At 69.0% G+C, this 12,503-nt stretch carries 9 protein-coding genes; 6 read left to right on the top strand and 3 right to left on the bottom strand.

Annotated elements, in window-relative coordinates; translation table 11 throughout:
- Nucleotides 1-11: 11 nt before the first annotated feature.
- From ACLM5J_RS19035 to ACLM5J_RS19020, 4 genes are all read left to right on the top strand, one after another.
- Nucleotides 12-1,577: an asparaginase gene (locus ACLM5J_RS19035; RefSeq protein WP_413658244.1), complete on the top strand. Its 1,566-nt coding sequence runs from the start codon at nucleotides 12-14 to the stop codon at nucleotides 1,575-1,577.
- 110 nt (nucleotides 1,578-1,687) lie between these two features.
- Nucleotides 1,688-2,629, top strand: coding sequence for an LLM class F420-dependent oxidoreductase (locus tag ACLM5J_RS19030; protein ID WP_413658243.1), 942 nt, complete (start codon nucleotides 1,688-1,690; stop codon nucleotides 2,627-2,629).
- Nucleotides 2,630-2,639: 10 nt separating this feature from the next.
- Nucleotides 2,640-3,542, top strand: a complete 903-nt coding sequence (gene dapA, locus ACLM5J_RS19025) for a 4-hydroxy-tetrahydrodipicolinate synthase (RefSeq protein ID WP_413658242.1) — start codon at nucleotides 2,640-2,642, stop codon at nucleotides 3,540-3,542.
- A 7-nt stretch (nucleotides 3,543-3,549) separates the two neighbouring features.
- Nucleotides 3,550-5,235, top strand: a complete 1,686-nt coding sequence (locus ACLM5J_RS19020) for a ribonuclease J (protein ID WP_413658241.1) — start codon at nucleotides 3,550-3,552, stop codon at nucleotides 5,233-5,235.
- Nucleotides 5,236-5,306: 71 nt separating this feature from the next.
- Here ACLM5J_RS19020 and cydD read toward each other — a convergent pair whose 3' ends face one another.
- From cydD to ACLM5J_RS19005, 3 genes are read right to left on the bottom strand one after another with little or no spacing between them, the layout of a single operon-like run.
- Complete coding sequence (gene cydD / locus ACLM5J_RS19015) at nucleotides 5,307-8,654, bottom strand: thiol reductant ABC exporter subunit CydD (RefSeq protein ID WP_413658240.1); 3,348 nt, start codon at nucleotides 8,652-8,654, stop codon at nucleotides 5,307-5,309.
- Nucleotides 8,651-9,667: a cytochrome d ubiquinol oxidase subunit II gene (gene cydB, locus ACLM5J_RS19010; RefSeq protein ID WP_413658239.1), complete on the bottom strand. Its 1,017-nt coding sequence runs from the start codon at nucleotides 9,665-9,667 to the stop codon at nucleotides 8,651-8,653. Before cydB ends, cydD begins: the two co-directional genes overlap by 4 nt.
- 27 nt (nucleotides 9,668-9,694) lie before the next feature.
- Nucleotides 9,695-11,152, bottom strand: a complete 1,458-nt coding sequence (locus ACLM5J_RS19005) for a cytochrome ubiquinol oxidase subunit I (RefSeq protein WP_413658238.1) — start codon at nucleotides 11,150-11,152, stop codon at nucleotides 9,695-9,697.
- A gap of 86 nt (nucleotides 11,153-11,238) precedes the next feature.
- Between ACLM5J_RS19005 and ACLM5J_RS19000 the strand changes: the two genes are divergently transcribed.
- Both ACLM5J_RS19000 and ACLM5J_RS18995 read left to right on the top strand, forming a co-directional pair.
- Nucleotides 11,239-11,622, top strand: coding sequence for a BlaI/MecI/CopY family transcriptional regulator (locus ACLM5J_RS19000; protein ID WP_413658237.1), 384 nt, complete (start codon nucleotides 11,239-11,241; stop codon nucleotides 11,620-11,622).
- Between the two features lies 1 nt (nucleotide 11,623).
- Nucleotides 11,624-12,469, top strand: a complete 846-nt coding sequence (locus tag ACLM5J_RS18995) for a M56 family metallopeptidase (RefSeq protein WP_413658236.1) — start codon at nucleotides 11,624-11,626, stop codon at nucleotides 12,467-12,469.
- Nucleotides 12,470-12,503 lie beyond the last annotated feature (34 nt).

The following is a 12,503-nucleotide window of genomic DNA, read 5'->3' as shown; positions in this document are numbered from 1 at the left end:
TGGTGACTGAGATGACGAAGAAGAACAGCATGCGCGCGGTCTCGGCGGCGGCCGTGACCGGACTCGGCCTCGCGGTCCTGGCGGTCGGCGCAAGCACTGGTGCGACCGCCTCACCCGAGACCCAGGTCGTGGTCAGCAGCCCGACCTACCAGAAGGCTGTCGCGCAGGCCGCGGCGGCACCGGGTGCGGCCAAGGTGACGGTGGTCGCGACCGGCGGAACCCTTGCCGGCAAGGCGAACGGGCGTGACACGTTCGGCTCCTACCGAGCCGGCACCTACCTGATGAGCGACCTCCTCGACCAGTTGCGGCCGGAACTCAACGGCGTCGCCGACGTCGACGCGGTCCAGTTCGGCAACGGCGGTTCCAGCAGCTACACGATCGAGAAGTACCGGGAGCTGACCATGGCCGTCGAGGAGGCGCTCAAGACCTCCGACGGCGTGGTGGTGACCACGGGTACCGACACGATGGAGGAGTTCGCCTATTGGCTCGACCTCACGGTGCAGAGCAAGAAGCCGGTGGTGATCACCGGTGCGATGCGACCGTGGGCGGCAGGCGAGACGCCCGGCGACAAGCCGGTGATCGGCACCGAAGGTCCCGCGAACCTCTACAACGCGGTGAAGTTGGCGGCGGGTCAGCGGACCTACTGTTTCGGCACCGTCCTGATGCTCAACGACGAGATCCACGCCGCGCGTGAGGTGCGCAAGACCAACACCACCCGGATGGACACCTTCGGCTCGCCGTCCAACGGACCGCTCGGGTACATCGACGAAGGCGCCACCGTGCTCAACCACGCACCCGCTCGCCTCGGGCGGTGTGACGGCGACGGGTGGGCGACGCCGTTCGACGTCTCGACGATCACCCCGGCGGACCTGCCCAAGGTCGAGATCGCCTATGCCTACCAGGAGGCGAGCGGCTCGATGATCGAGGGCTTCGTCAATGACGGGGCCAAGGGGATCGTCACTATGGGCACCGGAGCCGGCGGACTGAGCGGCACGATGGGCGCAGCTCGTACGGCGGCGATCGGCAACGGGGTCTGGTTCGTCTCCACCACCCGGACCGGCACCGGCAACGTCACCGGATCGGGGAACGGCGTCATCGCCGGTGGTGACCTGCAGGGCACCAAGGCGCGTCTGTTGCTGCTGCTCTCACGGGCCTTCACCGACGACATCGCCAAGGCCCGGGGCTGGTTCTCGACCATCGGCAACCCCGCCGCGGTCTACGTGCCGGGTGAGGTGACCGAGCCGGAGCCGGAGACGCCGGAGCCGACGGTCACCGGGACCAGCGCCACCAAGCTCAAGATCGCCAAGCCGGTCAAGGTCCGCAAGAAGTTCCGTGTCACGGTGACGGTGACCGGTGCGGAGAAGGTCATTCCGACCGGCACGGTCACCTTCCGGATCAACGGCACCACGGTGAAGAAGGTCAACCTCTACGCCTCGAAGAAGGGCGTGATCACCATCAAGCTGCCGAAGCAGAAGAGCCCCGGCAAGATCGGCGTCGAGGCCTACTTCACCCCGGCGGCGACCAGCAAGCTCGCGCCCAGCAACGCGATCAGCTGGGTACACGTCAAGCGCAAGTAGCCTCAATGTGACCTCAGCGTCGCGTTTCGTTCCGAAACTGCGCGCTGAGGTCACATTGACGCGCTGGACCGGGGTTCGGGCGGATTGTCCGAGGTGGCAAGGTGGAGGCCATGGAACTCCGGATCTTCACCGAACCCCAGCAAGGCGCCACCTACGACGACCTGCTCGCCGTCGCGCAGGCCGCAGAGAGCCTCGGGTTCGGCGCGTTCTTCCGTTCCGACCACTATCTGGGGATGGGCACCGACGGTCTTCCCGGGCCGAGCGACGCCTGGACCACGTTGGCCGGACTGGCCCGCGACACCGAGACCATCCGGCTCGGCACGATGATGACCTCGGCCACCTTCCGGCACCCGGGGGTGCTCGCGATCCAGGTCGCGAACGTCGACCAGATGAGCGGCGGCAGGATCGAACTGGGTATCGGTGCCGGCTGGTTCGAGGCCGAGCACACCCAGTACGGCATCCCGTTCCCGAGCACCAAGGAGCGGTTCGACCGCTTCTCCGAGCAACTCGCCGTGATCACCGGTCTGTGGCGGACGCCGCTGGGGGAGCGCTACGACTTCGCCGGCGAGCACTACACCCTGACTGACTCCCTGGCGCTGCCGAAGCCGGTTCAGGACCCGCACCCGCCCGTGTTGATCGGCGGCCTCGGCAAGAAGCGGACGCCGGCCCTCGCCGCCCGCTATGCCGACGAGTTCAATCTGCCCTTCGTCTCCCTGGAGACCACCCGGGACCAGTTCGCCCGGGTCCGGGCAGCCTGCACCGAGATCGGCCGCGACCCCGACGAATTGATCTGGTCCAACGCGCTCGTGGTCTGCGTCGGCCGCGACGAGGCCGAGATCGCCCGGCGGGCCGGCCGGATCGGGCGTGAGGTCGCCGAACTCCGGGAGAACGGCCTCGCCGGTACCCCCGCAGAGGTGGTCGAGAAGATCAACGCCTACGCAGCGGCGGGCGCTCAGCGGATCTATCTCCAGGTCCTCGATCTGGCCGATCTGGAGCACTTGGAACTGATCGCTACCGAGGTCATGCCACACCTCGCCAAGACGGAGCGATAACCTTCACCTTATGACGTCAGTTGCACCCGAGGCGCCCTTCGGTCGCGTGCTCACCGCTATGGCCACCGCGTTCCACGAGGATGGCTCCGTCGACTTCGACGGCACCTCCGCGATCGCCGCCCACCTGGTGGCCAACGGCCACGACGGTTTGGTCGTCTCCGGCACCACCGGTGAGTCGCCGACCACCTCGATCGAGGAGGACGGCGAGATCCTCGCCGCGGTCCGGGCCGCGGTCGGCCCGAGCATCAAACTGGTTGCCGGTGTCGGCACCAACACCACGGTGCACTCCGTCGAGTTGGCCAAGCAGGCCGAGAAGAACGGTGCTGACGCCGTCCTGCTGGTCACCCCGTACTACAACAAGCCCAGCCAGAAGGGCCTGCTGCACCACTTCCGTCAGGTCGTGGACGCCAGCGAACTGCCGGTCATGCTCTACGACGTGCCCAGCCGGACCGGCACCACGATCGCCTTCGACACCTACGCCCAGGCAGCCGAATGGGACAAGGTGATCGCGGTCAAGGACGCCGTCGGTGACATGGTCCGCGCGCTGCGGATCAAGACCGAACTTGGCCTGGCCGTCTACTCCGGTGACGACGCCAACAGCCTCGGCTTCCTGGCCCACGGCGCCTGCGGCGTCGTCTCGGTGGTCGGCCACGCGGCCGGCAACCAGATCAAGGCGATGTTCGACGGCTGGTTCGCCGGCGACATCGACGGCGCACGCGAGATCTTCACGCGGCTGCTCCCCGCGACGGACGCCATCATGGGCGTCCCCAACTATGGAGCCACCACGGCAAAGGCGACGCTGCAGTTGCTCGGTGTCATCAACAACCGGAACGTGCGCAGCCCGCTCGTTCCACTCGACGACGAGGAGTACGCCGCGCTTCGTGCGGGGCTGGCCGCGTCCGGCCTGATCTGAGGAGTAGATGAGCCACACCCATCCTGAACTGACCGCTCCAGGTCCGCTGGCCCCCGGCGGCCTGCGGGTCACCCCGCTCGGAGGGCTCGGAGATGTCGGTCGGAACATGACCGTCTTCGAGTACGACGGCCGTCTGCTGATCGTCGACTGCGGCGTCCTCTTCCCTGAGGACCACCACCCCGGCGTCGACCTGATCCTGCCCGACTTCGAGTCCATCCGTGACCGTCTCGACGACGTCGAGGCGCTGGTGCTCACGCACGGCCACGAGGACCACATCGGGGCCACCCCCTACCTGCTGCGGGAACGCTCCAACATCCCGCTGGTGGGCTCTGAGCTCACCCTCGCCCTGCTCGGGTCCAAGCTCCGGGAGCACCGCCTCAAGGAGACCGTGCACCATGTGGTCAAGGAGGGGGAACGGATCGCGTTCGGTCCCTTCGACCTCGAGTTCGTCGCGGTGAACCACTCGATCCCGGACGCGTTGGCGGTCGCCATCCGTACCGGCGCCGGGATGGTGCTGCACACCGGCGACTTCAAGATGGACCAGCTGCCGCTGGACGGTCGGATCACCGACCTGCGCGCCTTCGCGCGGCTCGGTGAGGAGGGCGTCGACCTCTTCCTCACCGACTCCACCAACTCCGAGGTTCCTGGCTTCACGACCACGGAGAAATCGATCTCTCCGGTGCTCGACCGGGTCTTCCACGAGAGCGACCAGCGGATCATCGTGGCCTGCTTCGCCTCGCACATCCACCGTGTCCAGCAGATCCTGGACGCCGCCGTCGAGCACGGGCGCAAGGTGGCCTACGTCGGCCGCTCCATGGTCCGCAACATGGCGGTGGCCCGTGACCTCGGCTACCTCAACGTGCCGCCGGGGGTGCTGGTCGACGCGAAGGAACTGGCAGCGTTGGCACCCGAGAAGCAGGTGCTGATCTCCACGGGTTCGCAGGGCGAGCCGATGTCGGCGCTGAGCCGGATCGCCCAGCGCAGCCACCACTTCGTACACATCGAGGAGGGCGACACCGTCATCCTCGCCTCGTCGCTGATCCCCGGCAACGAGAACGCCGTCTACCGGGTGATCAACGGTCTGGCACGTTGGGGCGCACGGGTGGTCCACAAGGGCAACGCGCTGGTCCACGTCTCGGGCCACGCCTCGGCCGGTGAGCTGCTCTACTGCTACAACATCGTCAAGCCGCGCAACGTGATGCCGGTGCACGGCGAGATCCGGCACCTGCTCGCCAACGGTGAGCTGGCCAAGGCGACCGGCGTGCAGAACGTCGTCATCGCGGAGGACGGCGTGGTCGTCGACCTGATCGACGGCAAGGCCGAGATCACCGGCAAGGTGTCGTGCGGCTACGTCTTCGTCGACGGCCAGTCGGTGGGCGACATCACCGAAGCGTCGCTGAAGGATCGCCGGATCCTCGGCGAGGAGGGCTTCATCTCGGTCATCGTGGTGATCGACTCGGTCACCGGCAAGGTGGCGGCCGGCCCGGAGATCCACGCCCGCGGCTTCGCCGAGGACGACACCACGTTCGACGCGATCAAGCAGCCGATCATCGATGCGCTCGATCGTGCCCTGGCGGACGGCGTCAAGGACACCCACCAGCTCCAGCAGCAGGTGCGCCGCGTGATCGGCCGTTGGGTCTCCAACACCCACCGCCGACGCCCGATGATCGTCCCGGTCGTCGTCGAGTCCTGAGGCTGGGCCCACCAGCTCGACCTAGGTGGCGGCTGGCTCCCCGATACTGGGAGCCAGCCGCCACTTACGCGTTACCGGACCTTCTGCCGCGCATCGGCGTCGAGCGTGAGGATCTCGTCCATCGCGGCGAGGCCGACCTGATCGTGGGTAATCCACACCAACGACCGTCCTTGGCGGGTGGCCAGGATGTCGCGGGCCACGGCTTGCGCGGTGGCGGTGTCCAGGTGAGCGGTCGGCTCGTCGAGAACCAGTACCGGATGCTGGGCCAGCGCGGCGCGAGCGAGTCCGAGGCGGGCCCGTTCACCGCCGGAGACCGCACGCCCGCCGTCGCCGATCCTGGTCGCCAGCCCCTGGGGGAGCGCGTCGAGCCAAGGGCCGAGGTGGACCGAGCGGATCGCCAGCTCCACGGTGAGGTCGTCGGCCTCCGGCGCGGCGAGGCGGATGTTCTCCGCAACTGTCGAGGCGAACAGGTACGGGTCGTCGTCCACGACGCCGACCACACGTCGCAGGTCGTCGCCGGTGAGCTCGGCATAGTCGGTTCCGTTGAGCCGCGCGCTGCCGTCGACCGGCAGCAGGAAACGGGCCAGAACCATCGCCAGGGTGCTCTTGCCGCTCCCCGACGGACCGGTGACCCCGACCCACCGGCCCGGCGTCAGCTCGAGGTCGACGGCGGCGAGCGCGGGCGTGCCGTCGATCCACTCGGCGCTGACTCCGGCCAGTGTCACCTCGCCCGGTCCTGCTGGCAGCGCCCGGGGGGTGGCCGGGTCGGTGACGGCCGGGGGAGTGGAGAACAGGGCGTCGACGCGATCCCGGGCGGCGCGGGTCCGGACGCTGAGCGCCCCGGTGTCGGCGAGCGGAGCGGTGACGTCGGCCAACGCGAGCGGCAGCAGCAGGAGCAGCGCGAGCAGCGGGCCGGAGACCTCGCCGTCGGCCAGCGCCGGGGCGCCGAGCAGCGCGACGGCGACGACACCGAGGCCGGCCACCGTCAGCGCCAGGGCACGGCCGGCGGCGGTGCTGCGGGCCGAGCCGGCGGAGGCTGTGCTCAGCCGGTCGCCGGCAGCGTCCACGTCCGCCAGTGCCTGCCGGTCGGCCTGCCAGAGCACGAGCTGCCGGGCCGAGTCGATCAGCTCCGTGGAACGCCGGCCGATCTCGCCGCGGGCCGCTACGAACCGGGGCTCGTAGTGCTGGGCGCCGAGCCGACCGGCGAGCCAGGCGATCGCCCCGCCACCGAGGCTGACCGCGGCGATCGGCAGGGTCGCGGCGGGGAGGATCAGGAAGGCGGTGAGTAAGGCCAGGGCAGCGACACCGAGCCAGGTGACCAGCGGGAGCCGCACCCGGAGCCGGTCATCGAGCTCGGCGTCGACGTCGTCGACGATCCCGGTGAGGACGTCGCTGCTCCGCCCGAGGCGGGCCGGGACCAGCGGGATCAGGGCGGCGTAGACGGCGCTGCGCCGTTCGGCCAGGACCCGGAGCGCGACATCGTGGGAGAGCAGGCGCTCGGCGTAGCGGAGTGCGGGCCGGGCGAGCCCGAAGGTGCGGACGCCGACGATCGCCACGGTCAGCATCATCACCGGCGGCTGTTCGGCACTGCGCGCGATCAGCCAGCCCGCGGTCGCCGTCAACGCGACACCGGAGGCCGAGGCGAGGGTCCCGAGCAGCAGTGCCCACAGCCAACGGGCCCGGCTCGGAGCGTCGGGTTCGGGGCTTTGCGGGACCGGGCTGGTCGCTGCCAGCGGCTCCGGGAGCCGGGCCGGTGCCCGGTCCGGTGTGACGGCGTCCGGGGCGTCCGGGCCGTTGAGCGCGATCACCTGGTCGGCGGCCGCGACGACCGAGTCGCGGTGTGCCACCACGATCACCGTGCGGGTCTCGGAGATCGCCTTCAGGATCTCGATCATCACCTGCTCGGTCTCGTCGTCGAGGTGCGCGGTCGGCTCGTCGAGAAGGACGTAGGGCCGGTCCGCAAGCAGCACCCGGGCCAGGGCGAGCCGGGCCCGCTGTCCGGCCGACAGGCCGAGCCCCTCCTCGCCGAGCGGGGTCTCCAACCGCGCGGGAAGCCCGGCGACCAAGGAGGCCAGGTCGACGGCGGCCAGCACGTCCCAGAGGTCGTTGTCGGTGGCGTGGGGCACCGCGATCCGCAGGTTCGTGGCCACCGTGTCGGGGACGATCCAGGGCCGTTGGGGGACCTGGGCCACCGAGCGTTGCCATTGATCGTCGTCGAGGCCGCCGCGGTCGAAACCGCCCCCGGCGACCGGAAGCTCGCCGAGGAGCGCCTGCAGCAGCGTGCTCTTGCCGCAGCCCGAGGGGCCGACGATGGCGGTGATCCCGCGCGCCGGGATGGTCGCCGTCAGCCCCCGTACGACGGGTTCGTCCCGTCCGGGCCAACTGAGGGTGAGGTTGTCGATGTGGATCGGGACCGGCTCGGCCTCGATCGGCTTGCGGATCTCGAAGTCGATGGCGGGGGCCGCGGCGTCCGGGCCCAGCAGGGTGTCGATCTGCTCGAAGGTCGCGGTGCCTTCGGCGGCGGAGTGGAACTCGGCGCCGACCCGGCGCAGCGGCCAGTAGGCCTCAGGGGCGAGCAGCAGCACGGTGAGCGCGGTCTGCAGGTCGAGCCCACCGGCGGCAAGACGCAGACCGACCACGACGGCCACCAACGCCACCGAGATGGTGGCGATCAGCTCCAGGGCCGCGGAGGAGGCGAAGGCCAGCTTGAGCGTCTCGGTGTTCGCCTTGCGGTAGCGCTGGGTGACGGCATGGATCCGCGGCACCTGTGCCTGGGCGCGACGGTGGGTGACCAGCGTCGGCAGCCCGCGAACCACGTCGAGGAAATGGCCCGCCAACGTGCCGAGCGCCCGCCACTGCTTGTCGGCCTGTTCCTTGGTGCTCAACCCGATCAGGATCGCGAAGATCGGCACCAACGGCAGGGTGGCGATCACGATCAGCGCGCTCCAGATGTCCTGGGTGGCGATCGCGAGCACCGTCAGCGCGGGGAGGACGGCGGCGAGGACCAGTGTGGGTAGGTAACGGGTGAGGTAGGGCTCGACGGCAGTGACGCCGCGGGTGGCGAGCGTGGCCAGTTCACCGCTGCGCCGACTGGTCAGCTCGGTGGCCGGGGTGTCCAGCACCGCGCGGAGGACCAGTTGGCGCAGCCGGGCGCCGACCGTGGTGGCAGCCCGGGCCGCCGCCGAGTCGACGCCGAAGCCGACGATGGCCCGCAGGACGGTGACGGCGGCGAACCCGAACGCCGCGGCGTGCCAACCGTCCTGCGACGGCGCGGCGAGTAGTTCGGCGACCAGGGCGGCGCCGGTGAAGGCCTGCGCGACCACCAGGACTCCCGCCACCACGTTGCCGCCGACGACGGCAGCCAGGGCGCCACGGGCCGGCTTCAGGTGGGGAAGTACCCGGGGGTCGAGCGGTTTCACGCCACGTGCTCCAGCGTCTCGGTGGGGATGTGGTGGGTGCCGATCCGCTTCCGGAAGACCCAGTAGCTCCAGGCCTGGTAGCCGATCACGATCGGGGTGAAGAAGACGGCCACCCAGGTCATCACCTTGAGCGTGTAGGCCGTCGCCGCTGCGTTCGTGGTGGTCAGCGAGAACGCGGCGTCGGTGCTCGACGGCATCACGTCCGGGAAGAGCGCCAGGAAGAGACCGGCGACGGCGAGCACGATGGTGAGGAAGGTGCCGACGAAGGCCCATCCCTCGCGCCCCTTGGCGGCCGCAGCGAGGGCGCCGACAAGGGCGAGCGCTGCGGCGACGAAGGCGATGGCCGACGACGCGTCACCGGTGTCGATCTGGGTCCACACCATGAAGCCGACGGCGACGACTGCTGCGGCGACGCCGAGTTTGATCGCCAGGGCGCGGGCCCGGTGCCTGATGTCGCCGACGGTCTTCAGCGCGACGAACATCGCGCCGTGGGTGGCGAAGAGCAACGTGGTCACCACACCGCCCAGGAGACCGAACGGGTTCAGCAGGGTGAACAGGGTGCCGGTGAACTCCTTCTCGGCGTCGATCGGGACCCCGCCGACGATGTTGGCGAAGGCGACACCCCAGAGGAAGGCCGGAACCAGCGAACCGAAGATGATCGCATTGTCCCAGTTGGCCTGCCAGCGGGCGTCGTCCCGCTTGTGCCGGTACTCGAAGGCGAGGTTCCGCACGATGAGGGCGACCAGGATCAGCAGCAGCGGCAGATAGAAGCCGCTGAACAGCGTGGCGTACCACTCGGGGAAGGCGGCGAAGGTGGCGCCGCCGGCGACCAGGACCCAGACCTCGTTGCCATCCCAGACCGGGCCGATGGTGTTGATCATGACGCGCCGCTCGGTGTTGTTCTTGGCCAGCACCGGCATCAGCATGCCGACGCCGAAGTCGAACCCTTCGAGTGCGAAGTAGCCGATCCAGAGGAAGGCGATCACGATGAACCAGAGTGTGGTGAGTTCCATGTCTGTCTCTTTTCTCCGGGCCGTCGATCAGTAGGCGAAGGTCAGGGGAGCGTCGTCGTCCGCATCGTCTCCGCCACGCAGGGTGGGGTTCGGTGGCTCGACGTAGGGGTCGGCGCCCTTCCGGGCGTAGGTGATCAGCAACTTCACCTCGATCACGGCCAGTACCGCGTACAGGCCGGTCAGGGTGAGCAGTGAGATCCAGGCCTCGGTGGTGCTGACGCCGGGGGAGACCGCGTTGTCGACGGTCATCAGGCCGTAGACCACCCAGGGCTGGCGGCCCATCTCGGTGAAGATCCAGCCGAAGCTGTTGGCGAAGATCGCCATCACCGGCAGCGACAGTGCCATCACGCCCCACCACCTGCTGGCCGGGCGTCGGCCCTTGCGGGTCAGCCAGAGCAGGAGTGCCGCGCCGCCGGCAGCGGCCATGCCCAGTCCGATCATGAAGCGGAACGACCAGTAGGTGACCGGGATGACCGGCACGTAGTCGTCGGGGTGGTAGTACGCGGCACCCGGGTCCTGGCCATAGGTCTCGCGGTACTTCTCACGGAGTGGGTTGATGCCCTCGACCTTGCCGTCGAAGGTACCGGTGCCCAGGAACGAGAGCAGACAAGGCACGGTGACCGCGAACTTCTCCTCCTTGCCGTCGGGCGTACCGATGGTAAAGACCGAGAACGGAGCGCAACTGTCCGACGTCTCGTAGAGTCCTTCGGCGGCCGCCATCTTCATCGGCTGGACCTCGGTCATGATCTTGCCCTGCAGGTCACCGGTGATCGCGACGCCGAGGCCGGCGATCAGCACGAACCAGGCGCCGACCCGGGCACCGGTCAGGTACATCGGGCGGTCCGCCTCAGCGGTGCGCTTGCGCAGGTAGAGCCAGGCCGAGATGCCGAGGACGAAGGCGCCACCGGTCAGGTAGGCGGCGGTGATGACGTGTGGGAAGGCCCAGATCTGGACCTTGTTGAACATCACGGCCCAGAAGTCGACGAGTTCGGCGCGGCCGGTCTCGGCGTTGTAGGTGTGGCCGACCGGGTGCTGCATCCAGGAGTTCGCGGCCAGGATGAAGTACGACGAGAAGAGGGTGCCGATGTGGACCAACCACATACAGCTGGCGTGCAGCGCACGGGGCAGCTTGTCCCAGCCGAAGATCCAGAGACCGAGGAAGGTCGACTCGAGGAAGAAGGCGAGGAGCCCCTCGATCGCCAGCGGCGCACCGAAGACGTCACCGACGAAGCGCGAGTAGTCCGACCAGTTCATCCCGAACTGGAACTCCTGGACGATGCCGGTGACCAGGCCGATCGCGAAGTTGATCAGGAAGAGCTTGCCGAAGAATTTGGTGAGCCGGAGGTGGTCGGGGTTCTTCGAGCGCAACCACATCGTCTGGAAGACCGCGACGATCAGGGAGAGGCCGATCGTGACCGGAACGAAGAGGAAGTGGTAGACAGTGATGATGCCGAACTGCCAGCGTGCGATGTCGACGACTTCCATGGCTCTGCCTCTCCGGTGGTCTTACTACGAAGTGTAGTAGCTACTACGGAGAGTAGTACGTAAGGATTCGTAGGTACAATGAGGGCATGCTCACCTCCCGGAAGAAGATCGGCGATCTCGAACGCGCCGTGATGGACGTGTTGTGGAACGCCGAAGACGGCGAACTGCTCACGGTTCGTGAGGTGCACGCGCTCCTCGCCGACGACCGCGACATCGCGTACACCACCGTGATGACCGTGATGGATCGCCTGGCCCGCAAGGGGATGGTCGAGCAGTTGCGCAACGGCCGTGCCTACACGTACCGGGCCCGGTCCAGTCGCGGTGAGATGACTGCCGAACTGATGCGCGGGACCCTCGACGAGTTCGCCGAGCACGATCGGCGCACTGCGCTGGCTGCCTTCGTCGGTGTCGCCACCGACGACGACATCGACGCGCTGCGCCAGGCGCTGGCGGAGCTCGAACGGCGCTGAGATGACCCCGATCCTCCTTGCCGGCCTGGCGATCGCGCTGGCCGGCCCGGTTCCCGCGCTGCTGGCGCGGGTGCCGCAGCTGCGTCGTACGCCCCTGGCGGCGATGCTGCTGTGGCAGGCGATCGCCGCGGCCGGTGTGCTGGCGGCGATCGGTGCCGGTCTGGCGCTCTTCACCCAGCATGGCGCGATCAACGCCTGGCTCGGCCTGGCTGCGCTGGCGCTGACCGTCCTGGTCGCCGGGCGGATGCTGCTCAGTGCGCACCGGGTCGGCACCTCGCTGCGGGCGGTCCGGCGTCGGCACCGCGAACAGTTGGACCTGGTCGGGGAGCGCAGTGGTCACCTCCGGGTGATCGAGCACGACCTGCCGGTCGCGTACTGCGTGCCGGGCTTCGGCCAGAACCGGATCGTGGTCAGCGCTGGTGCGCAGGGTGTCCTCACCGACGAGGAGTTCGGGGCCGTGCTCGCCCACGAGCGTTCACATCTCAGAGCCCGCCACGACCTGGTGCTGGAGGCGTTCAGCGCCCTGCGTGAGGCGTTCCCGGCCTGGGTCTCCAGTGCGGCTGCGATGCGCGAGGTGCAGTTGCTGGTGGAGGTGATCGCGGACCGCTCCGCCGTCCGGCACAGCGGTTCCCTGCCGTTGGGCCGGGCGCTGGTGGCGTTGGCCGAAGGACGTGCGCCGCAGGCCGCGCTCGGCGTCGGCGGATCGCATCTGCTGGCCCGGGTCGAACTGCTCGCCGAGGACCGTCCGCGCCGCGTCCAGGCCGCGACCCTGCTGACCGCCGCCGTTGCGGTGCTGCTGCTCCCGACCGCCTTCATCGTGGTGCCCTGGCTCGCCGCCGTCGTGTGATCTCCCATCCGGTGATCGAGCCTGTCGAGTCCGG

Source organism: Nocardioides sp. Bht2, assembly GCF_047308515.1.
Lineage (GTDB): Bacteria > Actinomycetota > Actinomycetes > Propionibacteriales > Nocardioidaceae > Nocardioides.
This window is presented reverse-complemented; position numbering and strand designations above follow the sequence as displayed.

Coding starts and splice junctions, on each gene's coding strand:
- ACLM5J_RS19030 (WP_413658243.1), top strand. CDS start 1,688: ATGGAACTCCGGATCTTCACCGAACCCCAGCAAGGCGCCACCTACGAC.
- dapA (WP_413658242.1), top strand. CDS start 2,640: ATGACGTCAGTTGCACCCGAGGCGCCCTTCGGTCGCGTGCTCACCGCT.
- ACLM5J_RS18995 (WP_413658236.1), top strand. CDS start 11,624: ATGACCCCGATCCTCCTTGCCGGCCTGGCGATCGCGCTGGCCGGCCCG.
- cydB (WP_413658239.1), bottom strand. CDS start 9,667: ATGGAACTCACCACACTCTGGTTCATCGTGATCGCCTTCCTCTGGATC.
- ACLM5J_RS19020 (WP_413658241.1), top strand. CDS start 3,550: ATGAGCCACACCCATCCTGAACTGACCGCTCCAGGTCCGCTGGCCCCC.
- ACLM5J_RS19035 (WP_413658244.1), top strand. CDS start 12: ATGACGAAGAAGAACAGCATGCGCGCGGTCTCGGCGGCGGCCGTGACC.
- ACLM5J_RS19000 (WP_413658237.1), top strand. CDS start 11,239: ATGCTCACCTCCCGGAAGAAGATCGGCGATCTCGAACGCGCCGTGATG.
- ACLM5J_RS19005 (WP_413658238.1), bottom strand. CDS start 11,152: ATGGAAGTCGTCGACATCGCACGCTGGCAGTTCGGCATCATCACTGTC.